This window comes from Halobacteroides halobius DSM 5150 (genome assembly GCF_000328625.1).
Taxonomy (GTDB): Bacteria; Bacillota; Halanaerobiia; order Halobacteroidales; family Halobacteroidaceae; genus Halobacteroides; species Halobacteroides halobius.
The window spans coordinates 2,253,014-2,275,514 of the sequence record NC_019978.1 but is presented as its reverse complement, the minus strand read 5'-3'; the positions used below and the strand labels follow the sequence as shown (position 1 = coordinate 2,275,514).

Genomic DNA, 22,501 nt, shown 5'->3' with positions numbered 1-22,501 from the left:
AGTTGATACTTTTGCGCTTAAAAATCAATCAACAGTTTGCTAAAATTGGTTTACAGATAAAACCTCCTCAAATAAAAGTAAGGCAAACACCAGGCAAGTTTAAATTACAGCAGATTCCGGGTAAACTAAAAATAAATTCTAAACCTACTAAAGTAAAGGTTGATATGACTCAAGCACGAGCTGATCTAAATTATAAAACTCAATCAGCTTATAGTCGTCAGTTAGCTAAACAGGGTCAACAAGCTGCTTTAAAATCGATTGCCGAATATGCAAAAGAAGGAGATAAACTAGCAGCTATTGAAAAAGGAGGTAAACCCCTAATCCAGCAAGCTAAGAAAAATTCTCAAAACAAAAAGAGAAAGGTAGGTTTAAGATGGAAGCGAGGAGCTGACGTTAAGGTCAAAGTTGGAAAACAAGAGATTGAATTTAAGAAACAAGATTTTGATGGAGTGCAGTTAAACTCACAGCCAAGTTGGCCTAAGGTAGATTTAGACTGGGGAAAAGTAAAGGTTTATCAACAGCAGAAGCCTAAGTTAGAGATTAGGGCAGTAGATGTGAGGAAATAATTGATAATTTAAATATGTAATGTGTAGACACTGACTACTCAATACCTAGCATGGAGGTTAATAGCATGAGGATAGAAACAACTAGATTTGGTGAGATAGAAGTTTCAGAAGAAGAAATAATTATTTTTCACCAAGGGTTATATGGATTTAAAGATGAGAAACAGTTTATGCTAATAGAAGATCAAGAGACTGATTTCTTTTGGTTACAAGCGGTACATAATCCAGATTTAGCTTTTGTAGTTACTGAACCGTGGGCTTTTTGTCAAACTTATGAATTTGATTTAAAAGAGAGTGTAAAGCGAGAGCTAAAAATTAATGGTCAAGAGGATGTATTGGTGATTAATATTGTGGTAGTACCAGATAATCCAAAAGAGATGACAATGAATCTAAAAGCACCACTAGTGATTAATAAGAGAGAGAGGATTGGTAGACAGATTATTTTAGAGGATACAAGTTATCCAGTCAAATTCAAATTATTTAGTGATAGAGATAATAGGAAAGTAGCGGGTAATAAGAAAGTAGCGGGTAATGGGTAGTGAGTAGTGTGTAGTGTGTAATGTGTAGCGAGTAATGAGTAGTGTGTGGTGTGTAGCGAGTAATGAGTAATGAGTAATGAGTGATGAGTGATGAGTAATGAGTGATGAGTAGTAGGTAGTGTGTGATGTGTAGTGTGTGAAACCGATAACCCATAACTCAATACCCAACACTCATAACCCAATACCGATTACCCATAACCCAACATTAATCAAAGGGGTGTATAGTTATATGAAGTATATTGAAGATTTAGATGTCTTTCAGAAGGCTCATAAATTAACAATAGATTTGTATAAAACAACTGATTCTTTTCCTAAAGAAGAAAAGTATGGTCTGGTGTCTCAGATAAGAAGAGCTAGTTCTTCTATTAATTCTAATTTGATGGAAGGAAGTCATAGAAAGACTCAAGGAGAGTATAAACAATTTGTTGGTATTGCTAGAGGTTCAGTAGGTGAACTCAAATATCATATTTTATTAGCCAAAGATTTAGATTACATAAGTGAAGAAAAATATTTAGAGTTTAAAGAAAGGATAAACCAAATAAGTAAGATGTTAGCAGGGTTGATGAGATCTATCAAGTAATGTGTAGTGAGTAGTGTGTAGTGAGTAGTGTGTAGTGAGTAAAGCCGATAACCCAATACCCATTGCCCAACACCCATTACCCAATACCCATTACCCATTACCCAATACTAAATGAGGTGAAAAAATGTTAGTCCTAACTCGTAAAGAAAATGAAAGTATCATGGTAGGAGATAATATAGAAATTACAGTAGTAGAGGCTGGAGGAGGACAAGTTAGGTTAGGTATTGATGCTCCTCAAGATATTGAGATTCATCGTAAAGAAATCTATCAAGAAATAGAAGCAACTAATAAAGAGGCAGCAAGTCAGAAGGTTGGGAGTTTGAGTGAATTAATTAAAAAAATAAGTAATGAGTAGTGTGTGATTTATAATGGGTAAAACTCAACATCTAATATCGAATAATAATGAAATGAAGAGTAATTAGATGATTTTGGCCAGTAATATGAAGGTATACTTATTTAATAGACTTAAATAGTAAATGAGTAAGGTTGAATCTGGTTAAAAAAATTAATGTCTTATCGATAACAGTATTGAGAGGAGTCGAGAGTACCAATTACCCAATACTAAAAAGTTGAGTAGTGAGTAGTAGGTAGTCTCTAATATTGATTATCTAGTACCCACTACCCAAAACTTAGGGTAGCAATGGCTACTAACTTATCTAAGCTATAGATAGTTAGTAGTAAAATATCAACTTACCTAATTTTCAACAAGGATGTTGAAAATTAAAACAAACTCAAGGAGGAATAAGAAATGAGAATTAATACTAATATTTCAGCTTTAAATGCGTATAATCAATTACAAAATACCAATTCAGCAATGAGTGATTCATTAGAGAAGTTATCTTCTGGTTTAAGAATTAATAAAGCTGCTGATGATGCGGCTGGATTAGCTATTAGTGAGAAGATGGAGAGCCAGATTAAAGGTCTTTCTCAGGCTCAGCAGAATGCACAGGATGGAATATCTATGATTCAGACAGCTGAAGGGGCACTAAAAGAGACTCACTCTATCTTACAGAGAATGAGAGAATTATCTGTTCAAGCAGCTAATGATAGTAATACTAAGTCTGATAGAAAAGAGATTCAAAAGGAAATGACACAGCTGTCTCATGAACTTGACAGAATTGCTGAAACGACTGAGTTTAATACTAAGAAATTACTTGATGGAAGTCAAGAAGATAAGAGTCAAGTTGCTAAAGCAACTGTTAGTGGTAATACTACTGTTACAATAAATAGTGAAGTTGAGTTTAATGGGGAATATGAGGTTAGCCATGTAGGTACAACGACTAGTGGAATAGTAGTTGAGAATTCATTTGGTGAAGTAGTAGCTAAAGATACAGGTGCTACATCTATTAGCTTTGATGGGGTGAAATTTGATGCAAGTTCTGTTAATGCTAATACTGCTAGTACAGTTACAGTTACTGCTGGACAGAAAACAGCCGGTACTGATAATTCTGTGACTTTCCAGATTGGAGCCAATCAAGGTCAGGATACTGAAATTAGTATTAGATCTATGAAAGCAGAAGACTTAAATGTAGGAACAGGTACTATTAGTGTTACTACTCAAAAAAATGCTGAACAGGCTATCAGTGTTCTTGACCAAGCAATCAACAAAGTATCTAATGAGAGAGCTAAGTTAGGTGCTCAGCAGAATCGTTTTGAACACACAATTAATAACTTATCTGCATCTGAAGAGAACTTAACAGCTGCCCGATCTAGAATTAGAGATACAGATATGGCTAAGCAGATGATGGAGTTAAGTAAGCAAAGAATTATGCGTCAAGCAGGTACTGCTATGTTAGCTCAGGCAAATCAAAAGCCACAGGCTGTAATGCAGCTATTAGGATAATTTAATATATTTTATTTAGTGAAGAGGTCGGTCATATTGACCGGCTTTTTTCTTTCATAACTATAGGAGGTGTTTAGTATGGATGTTTCATTAAGTGGTTTAGCTAGTGGATTCCCTACTGATCAATTCATTAAAAAGATGATGTATATAAGTAGGCAGCAGACTATTGCTCCAATTCAAGATGATATTTCTCAGATAAGGCAAGAAAAGAATGCTTGGCGCGATGTTAATTCACGACTTTCTAAGTTAGATAAACTATTTGAAGACTTGCAAAAACAAGAGACTTTTACTAGTAAAAAAACAACAACTAGTGATAAAGATGTATTAACTGCAAGTGCTACTACAGAAGCGATCAAAGGAAGTTACGATATTACTATTGACCAGAAAGCTCAGGCCCAAAGAGTGGTAGGAAGTACTAAGATAGCAGAAGCAACTTCTAGTGGCACTCAAGATGCTACTACTGCTGATGGTGATGCTAGTGATATTGCTATGGAAGATGGAAAGACTTACGATGTAACTGATATAACTGATACTACAATTGATGGTTCAACTTATAAATATGGGCTAACCAATAGTAACGGAGATGTTGTGGCTATTAGTAAAAATGGAGAGAATTATACTGCACTTAAATTAGCTACTGCTGAAGGTAATTTAGGTAATTTAAATCTTGATACTGACACTGGTGGAAATTATAATTTTGGCTATCAAGTTAGTACTGGTACTACTCTAAAAATGCATGGTACTGAAGGAGGAGAACAGAATACCCTTACTCAGAATAGTTTATATGATACTGTAGGTAGTGACCCTCAAATTAATAAGACAATAATTGATATGACTAGTAGTGATACTTTATCTGATTTTGTAACCAAAATCAATGATAGTCAGGCAGGCGTAACTGCTTCTATAGTAGATAATAGACTTGTATTAGAAAGTAATAAGACTGGAGCAGATAGTTCAATGACTTTGAATGAAAATGGAGGTAATTTATTAACTGACTTAGGAGTTTATGATTCTACTAATAGTGATAATGGCTATGTAAATGAAGGTGGAACCGATGGTATAGAGGATACTCCTAGTAATGATGCAGAAGATGGATACCAGCCAGCTCAGGATGCAAAAATTACTATTAATGGGATAAGTGGAATTACGAGTTCAGATAATAGCTTTGAAAATGCAGTTGATGCAGTAACCTTTAATATTGAAAATAGTGCCCAAGTAGGCGATACTGCTACTATTGATGTTAGTGCTGATACTGATAAAGCATATAATGCACTTAAGGATATGGTTAATCAATACAATAGTGTAGTAGATTTTACTGATACTAAGAGTGCTAAAAAGGCAACTTTGCAAGGTGATGGTACTCTAATGCGATTACAAAGTAGTTTGCGAACCAAGTTAACTGAAGAAGTAGCTACTGGAAATGATATTACTACTGCTTTTGAAGTAGGAATAGAGGTAGATAGATATGGTAAGATATCAATTAATAAAAGCGAATTTAAAAAAGCAATTCAGAATAATCCTCAACAGGTGGTTGATTTATTTACTGCTGATAGTGAAGATGCAAATTACAATTATGATGGAATTGCTACTAAGTTAAAAGAGTATACTAATATGATGGTAAAAAGCGAAGGAATCATTCCTAACAAGACAGAAATGTTAGGGGATCAAATTGAGAGAATGAAAGAATCAATTAAAGATCAAGAACGTAATTTAGCCCTTAGAAAACAAAATCTTGAACAGCAATTTTTAGCAATGGAAAAAGCAATAGCTAACATGAATAGTCAACAGTCTTGGCTATCAGGTCAAATTAGTAGTTTAGGTTTAATGTAATAATTTCTAGTAGGAGTTTATTTAGTAATGTTTAATAAGTTGTTAGGGATGGTGACTTAGATGAGTGAAATTTATAGCCAGAATCTTAAAGCATTAGCAGAAATAAATCCTTATTTAGCTAATAAGATTGATCAATTGAATGATGGAGCAGATGATTTTACAGTTTTGTCCACTAAAAATAATAGTGATTATACCTTAAAAGTTTCTGTTCAAGATAAGGAACAGTTGGTGCATAGTTTATATCGGCCTCGAAGTCAAGCTAAGAGGCAGATTGAAAAATTGGATTTAGGTTATTATAATCTGATTGGGGTAGCTGGTATAGGTTGTGGCCATTATATACGAGAGATATTGAGATGTTTTAATCACGAATCACAGTTAATAATTATTGAGAATAGACTTGACATGTTAAAAGAAGTAATGAAGCAGCAAGACTTAACAGATATTTTGATTCCTAGAAATGTAATGATTTTTGATGGTACTAGTCAGGAATATACTCATAGGATGCAACAGGTTATGCGACGAATAGATTATAATGCTTTAGTGGCAGGAAATGTTGACTTCTTTAAAACTCCTATTTTAAAGGAAATAGAAAGAGATAAATATAATAAAATTCAGAAGGAATTCTTTAAGACGATACATTTTTTGGCTAAAACTTTAGGGAATGATCCTGGGGATACATTGATTGGAGTAGATCAGATATTTACTAATATGAAACATATTTTAAATAGTATTAATCTAGGTAAGATAGATGCTTATCAGAATAAACCTGCAGTCTGTGTTGCAGCTGGGCCATCATTGGATAAGAATATAGACGTATTAAAGGAGTATCAAGATGAGGTTCTAATTATTACAGCTGATACTGTATTAGGTAAACTACTTAATAAAGGGATCATTCCTGATATTGTAGGGGTAGTGGAGCGTACAAAGGAAGTTTATAATTATTTCTTTAGAGATTTAATAGCAGAAGATAGGATTCCCCAGGAAGTTACTTTAGTTACTGGGGGAGTTGCTTATCCTGAATTATATAATAATTTTCCTGGCAGAAAAATAACTGTCTTTAGAAATAATATTTATACTGAAGAATGGTTTGCAGATAACATTGAGGGAGTTACGGGATTTGATATTGGAAATTCTGTGGCTAATTTGAATTTTAGTATAGCTCAAGTTTTAGGTTGTGAGCCTATTATTTTAATTGGTCAAGATTTAGCCTTTTCTTCTGATGGTTTAGCTCATACTGGAGATACAAGGTATGATGAATTTGAAGGAAAGCTTACAGTAGATGATGTGTCCGCTAGAGATGATTTAGTAGAAGTAAAAGGATATAATGGAGAAAGATTAGTAGCAAGAAAATGGTGGAAGATATTTAAAGACTGGTTTGAGTATAAGATTGCTGAGACAGGAATAGATTGTATTGATGCTACAGAAGGTGGAGCATATATTGAAGGAACAGAAGTAAAAACTCTACAAGAAACAGCCGAACAGTATTTTACGCAAAAGGTTACTCCTTTTCATCAACTGGTTAACTCATTTCAAATGAAAGAAGTAGACAGCAAGGCTGATGAGTTTAAAGAAAAGGTTTTGGAGAAGCTATCTAAGTTAGAAGAGATTAGAGAAAGAATTATAGAAGTAATTGATTTACTAGAGAAGACTAAGCAGGAATTTGAAGAGAGTGATGATGCTATAACATATGCTCAAAAAAAATATGGTGAGATCAATACTGAAGTGGCTATGATATCACAGATGGATATGTTCTTTTTGTTTACTTGTCAGGCTATTTTTGTACAGCTTGAAAGGTATAAAGTAGCATTAGGGGATTTATCTATTGATACAGAGGAGAAGTTTGATAAATGGTCTAGTTATGAACTGGATAAATTAAGGGATATTAAACGAATTTGTAACCTAACTTTGAAACTTTTTAGAGTAGGAGTCGAGAATATAGAGGGGTATATTGGTGAGGAGTGAGTTGATTGAAGAAGATAGATGTAGATATAGAAAAAGAAGAGATTATAGAACCATTACAAGGAGCAATAGATTATATAGATAAGGTTTTATTAAGAAAGGATTTAATCTCTCAGGCTTTAGAAGAGGAAAATTATGGAGTGGCTTTTGAAAAATTTAATAATTTGATTTCAGGGATAGAGTCATTAAATCAACTTTTATATAATGTTGATTCTTTGTTACCAGTAGATTATAATGAGTTACAGTACGAGGGAAGAGTTATAAATGATTATATTAAGCAATTTAATGATTTTTTAGCTGGTGAGCTTATAATAGCTATGAAAAACGAAGATTACTTTTTATTATCTGATTTGATTCATTACGAATTGGAGGTCCATTTAAAAGAGTATCGAAAAATATTTATATGTTTATTAGAATATATAAGTGAAATAGAGTTTGTATAATTAGAGGGAGGATATTAATGGCAAATAATCCTTATCAACAGTATAAAAATACTCAGGTGCAGACGGCTAATCAAGAGAAGTTATTGCTTATGTTATATGATGGAGCAATTAAGTTCACAAGAAGTGGTAAGAAAGGAGTTGAAAAAGAAGACAAAGATTTAGCTAATAACGCTTTGAATAGAGCTCAATCTATTATTTCTGAATTGAGGGCTACTTTAGATAGTGATAAAGGGGGAGAGATTGCTGAAAGTCTTGATGCTTTATATGAATATATGAATTATCAGTTAGTCCAGGCCAATATTAAGAAGGAGGTTGAGCCATTAGAAGAGGTTCTAGAGATGTTAGGTGAGTTAAAAGAGACTTGGGTAGAAGCAGCTCATAATTTAAAGAATAAGCAGCAAGGCCAACAAGCTGGAGGAATTAATATTGAAGGATAAATTAAAAAGGTCAATTTCAGATTTAATAGATAATTATCAAAAACAGTATGATAATTATCGTAAATTATTAAATTTTACTCAAGAACAAAACAATCTTATTAAAAAAGATAATTTTTTAGAATCAAATAAATTATTAGGTAGAAAAAAAGAAGTAGTTGAAAGAATAAAAACATTGCAGGAAAAAATAATAACTTGTCGAAATAAGTTAAAAGAAGAATTCAATATTATTAATAATGAGAAATTTATTAATAAGTTGTTAGAAGAAGATATTCCTAAAAAAGAAGAATTAAAAATGATTAGGAAGGTATTAAAAAAGATTATTTTGAAACTTCAGTCTTTAGAGCAGGAAAATAAAGGGATGATTCAGAGAAAGAAAGAAAATTTATCTAAAGAAAAGAATAAGTTGAATAAAGGAGAGAAAATTCTTAATTCATATAGTAATACCAAGCAATCACTTTTAAATGAAGGAAAATTTATAGATAATAAGAGTTAGATAATATAGATAGTAAGGTGATGCAGTTATGCTAGATAATAAAACTATACTATTAACTGGTGGTACGGGGTCCTTTGGGAAGAAATTTACTGAATTAATATTAGATAAATATAATGTAGAAAAATTAATTATTTTAAGTCGTGGTGAATTAAAGCAAGCAGAGATGCGTTCAAAATATGCTGATGATAGATTAAGATTTTTTATTGGTGATGTACGAGATAAAGATAGACTTTATCGGGCTTTTGATGATGTTGATATTGTAGTTCATGCAGCTGCTTTAAAGCGAGTACCAGAGTGTGAGTATAATCCTTTTGAAGCAATTAAGACTAATGTATTAGGAGCTGAAAATATTATTAATGCTGCTATTGATAGAGGAGTAGAGAAGGTGGTAGCTTTAAGTACTGATAAGGCAGCTAACCCAATAAATCTTTATGGTGCAACTAAATTATGTTCAGATAAGTTATTTATTACAGGAAATTCCTATGCAGGTAAGAAGAAGACTAAGTTCTCTGTAGTACGCTATGGTAATGTATTGGGAAGTAGAGGAAGTGTGATTCCATTTTTCCAGGAGAAGAGAGGAGAAGGAATTATACCTATTACTGATGAAAGAATGACTAGGTTTTGGATTACTTTAGAAGAAGCAGTAGAGATGGTAATCTTGGCTCTAGAGAAGATATTGGGTGGAGAGATTTTTGTGCCTAAGATTCCTAGTATGAAGATTACTGATTTGGCTAGAGCAATAGCCCCAGATTGTGAACAAGAAGTTGTAGGTATTAGACCAGGAGAGAAGCTACATGAATCTTTGATTAGTCGAGCAGATGCTAGACATACTTTAGAATTTGATGATCATTATATTATTCAACCGGAATTTAATTGGTGGGGTAAAAATAATCATGATGATGGCCAAGCTTTGGAAGAAGGATTTGAGTATAGAAGTGATAAGAATGATGAGTGGATTAGTATTGAAGAGATGAGGGGAATTATAAGAGAGCTGTGAGTCGTGAGCTATCAGTAGTCCGTGTCAGTAGTCAGTGCCGGTGGTTAGTAGTCAGTGTCAGTGACTGGTGTTAGTAAAGAGACAATTGAGGATTAAATTTACTTTTCTGGTTATACTATGATTAAAAATCATTTATATAATCAGGAGGGATATATATGATAAAATCTGTTGAGGATTTAGATGTTTTTCAAAAAGCTCATAAATTAACAATAGATTTATATCAAATTACGAAGTCTTTTCCTCAAGAGGAGAAGTTTGAACTTGTATCACAGATAAGAAGAGCTAGTTCATCGGTTAATGCTAATTTGATGGAGGGTAATTATAGAAAGAGTAATCAAGAATATAGACAATTCAGTGTAATTGCTAGAGGTTCGATAGGTGAGTTAAAGTATCATTTGTTATTAGCAAGGGATCTAGGTTATATAAGTAAAGAAGAGTATTTAGAACTAAGAAAAAGATTAGACAATATAAGTAAAATGTTAACTGGACTTATCAAAGCGTTATAAATTAGTGTCAGTTATGTGTGTTAGTGGTCTGTGTTTGTGTTAGTGGTCTGTAAAAATCATAAAATTAAAATTTTATTAGTAAAAAGTATAGAGTTTCTTTGCAGTTAGAGGTTTTGATTTTTACAAACTACAGACTACAAATTACTGCCACAGACACAGAATACAGACACAGAATACAGACACAGAATAGGATGGAGGTGATATTAATGACGAGTAAATTTATCCCTTATGGTAAACAGTGGATTGATGATGACGATATAAATGCAGTAGTTGAAGTTCTAAAGAGTGATTATTTGACCACTGGCCCAAAGATAAAAGAATTTGAAGAGAAGTTTGCGGATTATGTTGATGCTGAGTATGCGGTAGCAGTCTCTAATGGAACTGCAGCACTTCATGCTGCTTGTTTTGCTGCTGGGATAGGTGAAGGAGACCAAGTAATTACTACTCCATTAACCTTTGCTGCATCAGCTAACTGTATCTTATATCAGGGAGGAACTCCTGTTTTTGCTGATATTAAAGCAGATACATATAATATTGATCCTAAAGAAATAAGAAAGAAGGTTACAGATAAAACTAAAGCTATTATTCCAGTTCATTTTACTGGCCAACCTTGTGACTTAGATGAGATTCATCAGATAGCAGAAGAATATGATTTAATTGTAATTGAAGATTCAGCTCATTCTTTAGGAGCTACATATAAAGGTAGAAAAATGGGTGGTTTAAGTGATATGTCTATTTTTAGTTTTCATCCGGTTAAACATATTACTACTGGAGAAGGTGGAATGATAACTACCAACTCTAAGGAGTTATATAATAAGTTAATCCAATTTAGAACTCACGGGATAACAAAGAGTGAAGATAATTATATAAATGAAAGTCATGGAAAGTGGTATCATGAACAACAATTTTTGGGATATAATTATCGGATGACTGATATTCAAGCAGCTTTAGGGATTAGTCAGTTAAGAAAAAGTGACCAGTTTTTAAAACGAAGACAAGAGATAGCAGATATTTATAAACAAGAATTAAAAGATATTAAATGGCTTAAGTTACCCTATCAAAAGGAAGATATAAATAGTTCATGGCATCTTTATATTATACAGATAGATGAAGATAAACTGGATAAAAGCCGAAAAGAAGTCTTTAATTATTTTAAAGATAATAAATTAGGAGTACAAGTGCATTATATGCCTGTCTATTATCATCCTTACTATAAAGAACTAGAATATCAAAAAGGGATTTGTCTAGAAGCTGAAGAGTTATATGAGAAAATAATTTCTATACCTATTTATCCGAAGATGTCGGATGATGAAGTTAGGTATGTTATAGAAACTATAAAAATATTGTAGTTTTATTACTATATACTAATGTATTCATTATTAGAATTAGGAGATGAGAAAATGAAAATTTTAAAAGTTAGAGAAAGTAGTTTTGATAGAATAAATAAATTTCAAAAATTACTCTTTCAAAATGGTATTAATAATACTGTGGAATCTAAAGGGGATGGATTGTACCTTAAAGTAAAAGAAAAAGATTTAGATAGAGTGTTATATTTAGCTAAAAAGAATAATGTGTATTTTTATTAAAATTATTTTAAAGAAGGTGAGATTTTGTCAGTTGGAAAATATGATTATAGAGGTAGTGCAAGACAAATAGCTTTCATTGTTGGTACTGGACGATGTGGAACTACTATATTATCTAAAGTATTAAATGCTCATTCTAAGATTTGTATTCCTCATGAATTACAAATTATCTGTGGAATTGGTAATGGTGATAGACTATATGAAAAGTATATAAAGAATGAGTTTATGAATTATACTGCTGATGATTTTATAAGGCTCATAAATAAGTCATGTCCTTATTATTTTGAAGATTTTTTTGATTACTATCATCATTTTAAAGAACTTCATTATCCTCAAACTGATTTAAGAAAATTATTAAAAGATTTATTTGATCATATTTGCTATAGTTATGATAAAGAGATATTTATAGAACAGACTCCATGGTATGGTCAATGTTTAGATGTTTTAAAAGAATTGTTTCCTAAAATGAAGGTTATACACATGGTTCGAGATGGAAGAGATGTGGCATTATCTTTTGTTAAAACGCCATGGTGGTCTAATGATATAAATGAAAACTTATTACAGTGGGAGAAAGAAGTAAATAAAATTCATGGTTTTGGACTAAATAATGATGAGATATTCTTAGAAATAAGATATGAAGACTTAATTTTAAATCCTGAGATAGAATTAGAAAAAATAACTAATTTTTTGGAGGTTTCTTTTGAAAGAAATATAATGAATCCTAAAGAGCTAATAGATTATTCGAAATTATTTAAAAATAATATAAAAAATCATACTTCAAAAGAGTATAAAAAATGGGATAAAAAGAAAGATAACGTATTCTTTAAAGAAAGCGTATATTCATGGAAAAGCAATCTTGGTGTAAATTTCAATAATATTCCTGTGAAAGTTAAAGAATCTTTAGTTAAACTAGGATATGAAATATAAAAATTTAAAGTAGGTGAATAATATGTTAATGCTAAATATAGGCTGTGGAGATGTTTGTTTTGATGGATGGGTTAACATTGACTTAGATTCTAAAGCAGCTGACTTGAATATAGATGTTAGGGATGGCTTACCTTATGAAGATAATAGTATTGATTATATATATAGTGAACATTTTATTGAACATTTGACTGTTAATGAGGGAATTTATTTTTTTGAGGAAGTATTCAGGGTACTAAAAAAAGGTGGAGTTATGCGAGTGGCTACTCCAAGTTTAAAATCTGTGGTTATGCAATATTTATCTGATGACTGGAAAGATCAAGAATGGATAAAGAAACACGGATATGAATATTTACAAACAAGAGCTGAAATGATTAATCTTAGTTTTAGAGCTTGGGGACATAAATATTTATATGATGAAGAGGAACTAAAAAGAAGGTTAATAGAAGCAGGGTTTAATTGTAATAACATATTTCAAAAGGAATTAAATGATAGTGAATTTAAAGATTTTTGTGATAAGGAAACTAGACAAGAATCTGATTTAATAATAGAAGTTACAAAGTAAATTTCAAAAGGAGTATTTTAATGAAAAAGAAAGTATTAGTTTTTCCATGTGGATCTGAAATTGGACTAGAAATTAACAGAGCACTTGCAAAATCAATTCATGTAGAATTATTAGGAGCTTCAAGTGTAAAATCTAATCACGGGAAATATGTTTATAAGAATTATATTGAAGGGTTACCATTTGTTAATGAACCAACATTTATAGATGAACTTAATTTGATAATTAAAAGTTATGATATTGATTTTATTTTTCCGGCTCATGATAGTGTTGTTTTAAAACTTGCAGAATTTAAAAATAAATTAAAATGTGAAGTAATTGGTTCTCCAGTTCAAACTTGTCGTATTTGTAGATCTAAAAATAAAACATATGATGTGTTTAAATCTAAAATAAATACTCCTTATATTTATAAAAATTTAGATAGTGATTTTCAATTCCCGGTGTTTTTAAAGCCAGATATTGGACAGGGCTCTAAAGGTGTTCATAAAGCTTTTTCAAAGAAAAATGTAAGATTTTATTTAGAAAAAAATTCTTCATTAATTATGATGGAATATTTGCCAGGAAAAGAGTATACTATTGATTGTTTTACCAATAAATATGGAGAACTAATATTTTGTAAAGGACGCGAAAGAGAAAGAATATATAATGGAATTAGTGCACATACATTTCCTGTTAATGATGAAAATTTTAAAAGAATGGCTAGGGTGATAAATAATACTTTAGAATTTAGAGGAGCATGGTTTTTTCAAGTTAAAAAAAGAAAAAATGGGGAATTAGTATTAATGGAGATAGCGCCTAGAATTGCGGGTTCAATGGGACTTTACAGGAATTTAGGAGTCAATTTTCCGTTGTTAAGTATTTTTGACCGTCTAAATTTTGACTTGGAAATAGTTTATAATAAATTTGGAATGGAAATGGATAGAGCTTTAGTTAATAGATTTAAAAGTGATTTAGAATTTGATAATGTATATATTGACCTAGATGATACTATTATCATTGATGATAAGGTGAATCCTTTAATTATTGGTTTTATTTATCAGTGTTTAAATAAAGGAATTAAAGTTCATTTAATCACACGTCATTCAGAGGATAATGTATTAGATTATTTAAAAGAATATAATATAGAAAATTTATTTGAAACAATTAGTATATTAAATAAGTCTGAAAATAAAAGTGATTATATAAAACAAAATAATTCAATATTTATAGATGATTCCTTTAGTGAGAGGCTTGAAGTTTTTAATAAGTTAAGTCTACCTACTTTTGACATAACTGCTATTGAAAGTTTAATAGATTGGAGAGTATAAAAATGAAAGAAGATGTTAAAGTGTCTCAAATGGATAAAGAACATTTAAGATTAATTAGAAAAAATGTTTCTGATTTTATAGAAAAGTGTGCCCTGAAATATGATAAACAAGGAACATATTTATTAGATATTGCTCCTCAAGATTACGAAGGTGCAATTGCTTTTTTTAAGGAAACTAATGTTTATACATTAGATATTAATCCTGAAGCAGAAGCTGATTATACAGTAGATATATGTCAAAATAGTGAAGAATTAATAGATGACAATTATTTTGATTATATTTTATGTACTGAAGTATTAGAACATACTTTAAATCCTTTTTCTGCTATAAAAGAAATAAATCGCATTTTAAAACCGGGAGGATTGGTATTTATAACAGTTCCATTTAATTTTCGGATCCATGGACCATTACCAGATTGTTGGAGATTTACTGAATATGGATTAAAAGAATTATTAAAAAAATTTACTATTAAAAGCTTAGAGAAGATAGAAACAGCAGATCGTGATCTTATGCCGATTCATTATAGAGTTATAGCTAAAAAGGAAGAGTGCTAATAATATGAAACATAATATTAAAGGATTTGAAGAACCTGTATATATTACTCGACCTCTTTTACCTAATTTAGATCAAGTTAATAAAAAAATTAAAAAGATATGGACTTCTAAATGGCTTACAAATAACGGAAAACAGCATCAATGTTTAGAAAATAGATTACAAGACTTTTTAAAAGTAACTAATCTATCATTATTTAATAATGGAACAATTGCTCTTTTGATAGCGTGTAGAGCACTTGAACTTTCTGGAGAAGTAATAACAACTCCCTTTAGTTTTCCTGCTACAACCCATGTGTTAGAGTGGAATAATATAACTCCTGTTTTTTGTGATGTTGATGAACAAACTATGAATATTAATGTTGATAAGATTGAAGATTTAATTACTGAAAAAACAACTGCCATACTTCCAGTTCATGTCTTTGGGGTTCCTTGTGATGTAGAGAGAATTCAAAAAATTGCAGATGATTATAATTTAAAAGTAATCTATGATGCTGCCCATGCCTTTGGGGTTGAAATTAATAATCAAGGAATAGGTGAATTTGGTGATGCATCAATGATGAGTTTTCATGCTACTAAAATGTATCATACACTTGAGGGTGGATCATTAAGTTGTAGTGACCCTGAACTAAAAGAAAAGTTTGATTTAATGAAAAATTTTGGGATAAAGAATGAAGAACAAATAGTCATGCCAGGGATAAATGGAAAAATGAATGAAATTCAAGCTGCTATAGGGTTAATTGTATTAGAACACTTAGAAGATGAAAGAAATAAGAGAAAACTACTTATTAATACTTATAAAAAATGTCTAAGAGGGGTAAAGGGAGTTTATTTTACGGAAGAAATCAAAGGAGTTAAAAGTAATTATCAATATTTTGTTATTAGAATTGATGAAAAAGAATTTGGTAGATCTAGAGATTATGTATATGAAAAATTTAAAGAATTTAATGTTTTTACTAGAAAGTATTTTCACCCGTTAATAAGCAACTATTCTTTTTATTCTCAATTATCTTCAGCTAAAAAATCTAAATTACCAGTTGCTAATAATATTGTAAAAAAAGTTTTGTCAATGCCTTTATATGGTGAGTTAAATGTTGATGATATTAATAAAATTTGTGATATCTTAAAATCATTTAAAAGATAAAGGAGCAATTTGTTATGCCTAAAGTTAGTGTTATTATTCCATCATATAATCATGAAAAGTACATAGCAGAGGCTATTAATAGTGTGTTAAATCAAACTTTTCAAGATTTTGAATTAATTATTGTTGATGATGGTTCTAATGATAATTCTGTAGAAGTAATTAAATCGTTTACAGATTCTAGAATAGATTTATTCTGCTTTAAAGAAAATCAAGGTGCAAGTGTAGTTGTTAATAAATGTATAGATAGAGCTAGAGGAAAATATATTGCTATTTTAAATTCTGATGATATATTTGTATTAGATAAACTTGAAAAGCAAGTTCAATTTTTAGATAAGTATAGTGAAATTGGAGCAGTCTTCAGCTATGTTGAGTTAATAGATGAGACTGGAAAGCAATTTAAAGATGAAAGTCATGATTATTATAAAACTTTTAACCAGAAGAATAGAACAAGGTTTGAATGGCTAAACTATTTTTTTAATCATGGTAACTGTCTATGTCATCCAAGTGTTCTAATACGTAAAGAATGTTATAATACCATTGGTTATTATGATGAGAGATTAGCTCAATTGCCTGATTTTGATTTTTGGGTCAGATTATGTATGAAATATAATATTTATATAATGCCTGAGCAGTTAATTAAGTTCCGTATTAGAGATGATGAAAAGAATATTAGTGCAAATACACCTCAAAATAAAATTAGGTCATCTTGGGAATTGCCTAAAATCCTTAAAAATTTTTTAGATATTAATTCAGATGATATTTTAAAAATTTTTCCCGGTTTAAGAGAAGATATAGATTATATAGATGATGATATAACTCCCTTTTTAATTGCTAAATTAGCTTTAGAGAAAAAGGATCCATCTTATAAAAGTTTTGGGTTGAATACTTTATATAAAATGCTTGGAAATAAAGTAATATATAATAAGCTTAATGAAAAGTATGAATTTACTTATGCTGATTTCTTAAAATTAACTGTTAAATATGATTTGTTTAGTATTACTCATAACTTATCAGAGTTAGATTTAAATATTAAAAAAGAACTTCTTAAAGATGTTATAAAAGATAAAAAAATCTTTATTTGGGGTTCTGGTGATGGAGGTATTAAGACATTAAATTATTTACAAGGATTAGGTATAGATATTAATGGCCTTATAGACATTAGTCCGAATAAACAAGGGAAAAAGATTAATGATATTTATATATATGAACCATCAATATTAGAAGAAGATAAATTTAAAAGAGATTCTTATGTGATAATAGGGTCTAGTTATGTTCAGGAAATAGAATCTAATTTAAGATGCTTAGGGTATAGGTGGATTGATGATTATATTACTCCTATAATAAAGTTTTGAATAACCGATTTTATTTAATTTACCTTGTTGAATAATTAACCTAATAAATTTCCTAGAAATCACAAGTTGGGTTTTTAACTGTTATTTAATAATCATAATTTATCTATTCCATGGAAATTTATTATCTGTTATTCCATTTTATTCATCAAGCAATTTTTCTATTAAATAAAGTAAGATAGTCCATATAACATGAGATTTATATCTTTTAAAACCATATAATCTAGGAGATTCTAAATTATATCGCTTCTTTAAAATTGAAAATAATCTTTCAATAGTTAATCTTATTTTTATACATTTGTTCTCCCATAGGAGAATTGAAATAAATACCATTTTCTATTCCGCATTGGTCATTAAAATCATATATAGAACCAGCATTTCTATAATTTATATCAGTTAGCATATTAAAACCTAAATTATTTGCTAACTTAAACAATTTTGTGCTATCATAAGCTGCATCACCTAAAAGAATAAAGACATCATAATCTTTTAATGGTTCCATAACTTCTTTACAACAATCAAAAGTATTATCATAAGCCTATATAGCCCCCTAACTGACTTGTAGAAATCGTGCATTAGTAGTATAATTAGAATAATTTAAAATTAGGGGAACTAAATAAAAATGCCTAAAACAAAGTATTCTAATGAACTTAAAAAGCAAGTTGTGGAAGAATGTAGACAAGTAGATAATATTTCTTTAGTAGCTCGACGTCATGAAATTTCTAAAAGCACCGTTTATTCTTGGGTTAAAAAAGCTCGTAAGACTGGTTCTGTTAACTCATTACCAAAAGATCAAAAGAAAAAGCTCAAAGAGACTTCTAAAAGATTAGAGAAAGTAAGTTCTGAAAATGATCAACTAAAAAAATTACTTGCTGAAAAGGAACTAGAATTAGTTATTTTAAGAGACCTAAGAGACCAATCAAACCCGCAGTAACTGACAAAGTAAAAATTGCAGTAAAGTGGATAAATAAAGGTTATAAAATAGTTACAGCTTTAAACTTTGTCGGTTTATAAGAATCCATTTATTATTACAATATTAGTCATAATAGTGAAAATGATAAAAGCTCAATTAATCCTAATGGTAGACCCATCCCTGGCTATTCTTATAGCTATAGTGGTAAAAGAGTTTCAGATGAACAAATAAAAGAATGGTTATTAAAACTAGTTGCAGGTGATGGTTTTCCTTATGGTTATAAGAAGCTAACTACTTGTTTAAAAGATGATTATATGCTTAAAATCAATCATAAAAAGGTATATAGATTGTGCAAAGAATTTGATATATTAAGACCTCAAAGAAAGATGAAAAAGCATCATCCCAGAAAGTTAGCTAAGAGAGACGAGATTAGTAATTCTAATCAACTTTGGGAGATGGATCTTAAATATGGTTATATCACTGGAACAGATCAATTTTTCTTTCAGTTATCAATAATAGATGTCTTTGATAGGTCAATAATTGACTATCACCTAGGTTTAAGTTGTAAATCTGAAGATGCTTGTAGAATATTAAAAAACGCTCTTGCTAAAAGAGAATTTAAAGGTATGGCATTGCCTATTATAAGAACAGATAATGGTTCATAGTTTGTTTCCAAACTATTAGATGACACCTGTCAATCTTTAGGTATGAAACACCAAAGGATACCAGTGAAAACGCCAAATATGAATGCTCATATTGAATCATTTTACTCTATATTAGAAGACGAATGTTATAGTCGTAATGAATTTAAAAGCTATATAGAGGTCTATGAAGTTGTTAGTGAATATATGAGATATTATAATCAAAGACGTAGACACGGTAGTTTAAATAACCAAGCTCCAACTCAATATTATCAAGCCATTAAAGATAAAGAGATTGAACCTAAAGTTTTTATTGCATAAAAAGAGAAACTATGAATGATTAAGTATAACAAAGATTTTCTCCAATATTAGGGGGTCAAACCGAAACATTACCTGTGGTAAATTTAAAGGATAGTGGAATATAATCATTTGAAGTTGCTAAGTGCAATTTATATCCTTTATATTTACCTAAATATGTTGATAGACCAAATTTAGCTTCTGAATCGTTTTTAGAGCTCCTTAAAGCTGTCGCATCAATAGATGTAATCCTAGTATCAGGATTTAACTTTTTAACAACTGATTGAAAAAGTATATCAAATTTTTCTTTTTCAAGTTGCTTAAATCTCAGAGCAAAAGTAGAATGATCAGGAACTTCATTAAACCCAATGATTCCAAGGGTTAATAGGTCATCTTTAAGTTCAGATTTTAGTTCTCTAAGACAATAAATTTTATTCTTAACTTTATATAATAAGCACTTAATTATTTGTAGACCAGAATATTTTTTAGGTCGACTACGACCCTCATTGTTTTGAGATCCAAATTTTTCATAGTAAATATCATTTAATTTAGAACAAATTTGATAAAAGGTGTTTTCTTGTAGAGCTTCAGGTGATATAATCATTGTTAGTTGCTCCTTTCTAGTTTTGAGGTTTGGTCACCTATGCACTACTAGAAAAGGAGCAACTTTTCCTTTTTTGAATTGGAAAAATCTTTTATTCAACAACCTATAATTAAAAAAAAGGGGGGCAATTAAAATGACAAAACCGTTATTCAGTATAATTATTCTTTCTTATAATAACTTACAATATTTAGAGGAATGTCTGAGTTCGATATTAATGCAAACTTATACTAATATAGAAATAATCTTTAGTGATGATGGTAGTTCGAACTTTGATAAAAATGTAATTTTAGATTTTATTAATAAAAATAAAAAAGGAAATATTAAAAGATGTGTAATTAATCATAATAGTAGAAACTTAGGTGTTGTTAAAAATTATAATAAAGCAATTGAACTAAGTGAAGGAGAATATATTTTTTATGTTGGATTAGATGACATGTTATATGATGAAAATGTGGTTTTAGATATTGTGAATTTTTTTAAAAAATCAAATAGTCTCATATTTACAGGATATAGATGTGTTTATGATAAAAACATGCAAGAGTGTTTAGAAATTCTTCCTAATAAAAGAAAGAAGGAGTTCATTAAAAATGATACTCCTAGAGAATTGCATCTGAAATTAAGTAGGGGTAACTTTATTGCTGGTTCAGCAACACCTTTTTCAAAAAAAATAATAGAAAAATATGGATATTTAGATGAAGAGTATATTCTATTGGAAGATTATCCTAGATATTTAAGTTTGACTAAGCAAGGATGTAATATAGATTTTATAGACAGAAAGTTAATTAAATATAGAGCTGGTGGAATCACAACTAATAAAGAAAAAAATGAAGTTTTAGAGGAGGATTTTACAAAAACAAGAAAGAAGGAAGTAGCACATTTTGTAAAAGGTATAGCAGAATCAATTAATATTAAAGGGAAAAGAATAGTTGGTTGGGGAACATCTAGAGGATATAAGGATAATAAAGATATGTTTGATTATGATATTAGTTATCTTTTAGATTCGGATAAAAATAAACATAATAAATTTTTAGATGGAAAAAAGATATGTTCTCCTGAAAAACTGTTGGATGAAGATCCAGAGGAAATATTTGTAATAGTTTTTAGTGAAACTTATTACTATGACATTAAAAGTTATTTAGAAAAGATCGGTATGAAAGAATTAGAAAATTATTGTTGTTTTGTAGATTTACTGTATGATAATTAATATATATTGTCTTAAAATTTTAAGTTTATAAGGAGAAGAGTAATGTATTATTCAAAAGAAAGAAAGATAACAGCAATTATACCCACATATAATTCTGAAAAATTTATAGAAGAAACTATATATAGTATTTTAAATCAAACAAAGCCATTAAATGAAATAATAGTAGTAGATGATAATAGTAAAGATAATACTATAAATATTATTAAAAAATTTATTAGGAATTACAGTCAAATAAAATTACATAAACTTAAGTGTAATCAGGGTTCTTCTCAAGTGAGAAACATAGGTATGAAAATTGCTAACAATGATTGGGTATTGTTCATGGATCATGATGATATAGCAGAGCCTGAACTTTTAGAAAAAGAGTGTCAAAGATTAATAGAATTGAATAATCAGAATGAAGAAGAATTTGTGTTAGTTCATAGTGCTTATCAGCAAATAGATGAAAAGGGAGATTTATTCGCTAATATTCATAGTTGGAAACAAGCAGAACCGAAGGAAATTTTAGGGTATCAGTTTGTACGTAATAGAATTATATCTAATTCTGGAGTACTTTTGAATAAAAAGCTTGCTTTAGAGATCGGAGGATATGATCTTGATCTTCATTATTCTCAAGATTGGGATTTATGGCTTAGACTGTGCCAATTAGGTGGGTTTGGCTATGTAGATGAGCCTCTTGTCAAGTTGAGGAGACATAGTCAGAATACTTCAAGAAAGGTTGAAGATTTTTTAAATGATGAACAGGTAATATTAAATAAATATAGTATTAATTTTATTGAAGAAGCAATTAATAAGAGAAATTTATCAGATGAAATTAACAAAATAGATTTTGTATCAGTACTTTTTAGGCTTAATCAGTTGGAAAGAGCTTATCAAGTAATACAGGAAGTTATTAATATGGCTCCCAATTTAACAAGTGGATATTTCTTTTTAGGACTTTATTTTTTAAAAAGAAGTAATTTGAATCAAGCTAGACAAGCTTTTGAAAAAGCTATTAAATTAGCCTCTGAAAATGCTGCAGCTATAAATAATTTAGGTTGTATTATGTTACTTCAAAATGAAAATAAAAAAGCAAAAATATTATTTGAAAAATCTATTAATATTTTACCTAATTATATAGATGCTAATCATAATTTAGAAATATCAATAGAAAATAAGAAGATTAATAGAGAAGAGCTGAAATTCACTTGGAGGGAATTAAGGTCTACTTTATTAAATTATTCAAAATAAGA

Annotated in this window: 22 protein-coding genes and 3 pseudogenes; 23 read left to right on the top strand and 2 right to left on the bottom strand. The window is 29.8% G+C overall.

Annotation, left to right across the window (positions count from 1 at the left end; genetic code table 11):
- Positions 1 to 11 precede the first annotated feature (11 nt).
- The 20 genes from HALHA_RS11120 to HALHA_RS13155 all read left to right on the top strand — a co-directional run bounded on the left by HALHA_RS11120 (position 12) and on the right by HALHA_RS13155 (position 17,613).
- Positions 12 to 566, top strand: coding sequence for a DUF6470 family protein (locus HALHA_RS11120; protein WP_015327862.1), 555 nt, complete (start codon positions 12 to 14; stop codon positions 564 to 566).
- Positions 567 to 631: 65 nt separating this feature from the next.
- A complete protein-coding gene (gene fliW, locus HALHA_RS11115; protein WP_015327861.1) occupies positions 632 to 1,102 on the top strand; it encodes a flagellar assembly protein FliW in 471 nt (156 codons plus the stop codon).
- A 229-nt stretch (positions 1,103 to 1,331) separates the two neighbouring features.
- The gene (locus tag HALHA_RS11110) at positions 1,332 to 1,682 is read left to right on the top strand and encodes a four helix bundle protein (protein WP_015327860.1); all 351 of its coding nucleotides are present in this window, start codon (positions 1,332 to 1,334) and stop codon (positions 1,680 to 1,682) included.
- 124 nt (positions 1,683 to 1,806) lie between these two features.
- Positions 1,807 to 2,037 (top strand): carbon storage regulator CsrA, encoded by a 231-nt coding sequence (csrA, locus tag HALHA_RS11105; protein WP_015327859.1) that lies wholly within the window; start codon positions 1,807 to 1,809, stop codon positions 2,035 to 2,037.
- 393 nt (positions 2,038 to 2,430) lie between these two features.
- Positions 2,431 to 3,525 (top strand): flagellin N-terminal helical domain-containing protein, encoded by a 1,095-nt coding sequence (locus tag HALHA_RS11100; RefSeq protein WP_015327858.1) that lies wholly within the window; start codon positions 2,431 to 2,433, stop codon positions 3,523 to 3,525.
- Between the two features lie 78 nt (positions 3,526 to 3,603).
- Positions 3,604 to 5,355 (top strand): flagellar filament capping protein FliD, encoded by a 1,752-nt coding sequence (fliD, locus tag HALHA_RS11095; RefSeq protein WP_015327857.1) that lies wholly within the window; start codon positions 3,604 to 3,606, stop codon positions 5,353 to 5,355.
- A gap of 60 nt (positions 5,356 to 5,415) precedes the next feature.
- The gene (locus HALHA_RS11090; protein ID WP_015327856.1) at positions 5,416 to 7,317 is read left to right on the top strand and encodes a motility associated factor glycosyltransferase family protein; all 1,902 of its coding nucleotides are present in this window, start codon (positions 5,416 to 5,418) and stop codon (positions 7,315 to 7,317) included.
- A gap of 5 nt (positions 7,318 to 7,322) precedes the next feature.
- Positions 7,323 to 7,757 (top strand): hypothetical protein, encoded by a 435-nt coding sequence (locus HALHA_RS11085; protein ID WP_015327855.1) that lies wholly within the window; start codon positions 7,323 to 7,325, stop codon positions 7,755 to 7,757.
- 17 nt (positions 7,758 to 7,774) lie between these two features.
- Positions 7,775 to 8,194: a flagellar export chaperone FliS gene (fliS, locus tag HALHA_RS11080; protein ID WP_015327854.1), complete on the top strand. Its 420-nt coding sequence runs from the start codon at positions 7,775 to 7,777 to the stop codon at positions 8,192 to 8,194.
- Positions 8,184 to 8,687, top strand: a complete 504-nt coding sequence (gene flgN, locus HALHA_RS11075; RefSeq protein ID WP_015327853.1) for a flagellar export chaperone FlgN — start codon at positions 8,184 to 8,186, stop codon at positions 8,685 to 8,687. The genes fliS and flgN overlap by 11 nt, the downstream gene beginning before the upstream one ends.
- A 28-nt stretch (positions 8,688 to 8,715) precedes the next feature.
- Positions 8,716 to 9,684: a UDP-N-acetylglucosamine 4,6-dehydratase (inverting) gene (gene pseB / locus HALHA_RS11070; protein ID WP_015327852.1), complete on the top strand. Its 969-nt coding sequence runs from the start codon at positions 8,716 to 8,718 to the stop codon at positions 9,682 to 9,684.
- A 155-nt stretch (positions 9,685 to 9,839) separates the two neighbouring features.
- Positions 9,840 to 10,190, top strand: a complete 351-nt coding sequence (locus HALHA_RS11065) for a four helix bundle protein (protein WP_015327851.1) — start codon at positions 9,840 to 9,842, stop codon at positions 10,188 to 10,190.
- 206 nt (positions 10,191 to 10,396) lie between these two features.
- Entirely contained in the window at positions 10,397 to 11,539 is a 1,143-nt protein-coding gene (gene pseC, locus HALHA_RS11060; RefSeq protein WP_015327850.1) for a UDP-4-amino-4,6-dideoxy-N-acetyl-beta-L-altrosamine transaminase, read from the top strand.
- Between the two features lie 51 nt (positions 11,540 to 11,590).
- Complete coding sequence (locus HALHA_RS11055; RefSeq protein ID WP_015327849.1) at positions 11,591 to 11,776, top strand: hypothetical protein; 186 nt, start codon at positions 11,591 to 11,593, stop codon at positions 11,774 to 11,776.
- Positions 11,777 to 11,800: 24 nt separating this feature from the next.
- Positions 11,801 to 12,700, top strand: coding sequence for a sulfotransferase family protein (locus tag HALHA_RS11050; protein WP_015327848.1), 900 nt, complete (start codon positions 11,801 to 11,803; stop codon positions 12,698 to 12,700).
- A gap of 22 nt (positions 12,701 to 12,722) precedes the next feature.
- Positions 12,723 to 13,262, top strand: a complete 540-nt coding sequence (locus tag HALHA_RS11045; RefSeq protein ID WP_015327847.1) for a class I SAM-dependent methyltransferase — start codon at positions 12,723 to 12,725, stop codon at positions 13,260 to 13,262.
- A 20-nt stretch (positions 13,263 to 13,282) separates the two neighbouring features.
- A complete protein-coding gene (locus HALHA_RS11040; protein ID WP_015327846.1) occupies positions 13,283 to 14,566 on the top strand; it encodes an ATP-grasp domain-containing protein in 1,284 nt (427 codons plus the stop codon).
- 2 nt (positions 14,567 to 14,568) lie between these two features.
- Positions 14,569 to 15,120, top strand: coding sequence for a class I SAM-dependent methyltransferase (locus tag HALHA_RS11035; RefSeq protein WP_015327845.1), 552 nt, complete (start codon positions 14,569 to 14,571; stop codon positions 15,118 to 15,120).
- Between the two features lie 4 nt (positions 15,121 to 15,124).
- Positions 15,125 to 16,261: a DegT/DnrJ/EryC1/StrS family aminotransferase gene (locus HALHA_RS11030; RefSeq protein ID WP_015327844.1), complete on the top strand. Its 1,137-nt coding sequence runs from the start codon at positions 15,125 to 15,127 to the stop codon at positions 16,259 to 16,261.
- A 14-nt stretch (positions 16,262 to 16,275) separates the two neighbouring features.
- Positions 16,276 to 17,613, top strand: coding sequence for a glycosyltransferase (locus tag HALHA_RS13155; RefSeq protein ID WP_015327843.1), 1,338 nt, complete (start codon positions 16,276 to 16,278; stop codon positions 17,611 to 17,613).
- Between the two features lie 138 nt (positions 17,614 to 17,751).
- On the opposite strand, the pseudogene HALHA_RS13365 reads toward HALHA_RS13155, so the two are convergent.
- Positions 17,752 to 18,145, bottom strand: a pseudogene (locus HALHA_RS13365) (transposase); the annotation flags it as partial.
- Between the two features lie 87 nt (positions 18,146 to 18,232).
- Between HALHA_RS13365 and HALHA_RS13360 the strand changes: the two are divergent.
- Positions 18,233 to 19,485: pseudogene (locus tag HALHA_RS13360) on the top strand (IS3 family transposase).
- A 64-nt stretch (positions 19,486 to 19,549) separates the two neighbouring features.
- On the opposite strand, the pseudogene HALHA_RS11005 reads toward HALHA_RS13360, so the two are convergent.
- Positions 19,550 to 20,065 (bottom strand): annotated as a pseudogene (locus HALHA_RS11005) (transposase); the annotation flags it as partial.
- 133 nt (positions 20,066 to 20,198) lie between these two features.
- Here HALHA_RS11005 and HALHA_RS11000 point away from each other — a divergent pair.
- Together HALHA_RS11000 and HALHA_RS10995 are read left to right on the top strand one after the other, a co-directional pair.
- A complete protein-coding gene (locus HALHA_RS11000; protein ID WP_015327841.1) occupies positions 20,199 to 21,269 on the top strand; it encodes a glycosyltransferase in 1,071 nt (356 codons plus the stop codon).
- Between the two features lie 42 nt (positions 21,270 to 21,311).
- Positions 21,312 to 22,499, top strand: coding sequence for a glycosyltransferase family 2 protein (locus HALHA_RS10995; RefSeq protein ID WP_015327840.1), 1,188 nt, complete (start codon positions 21,312 to 21,314; stop codon positions 22,497 to 22,499).
- Positions 22,500 to 22,501: the final 2 nt, after the last annotated feature.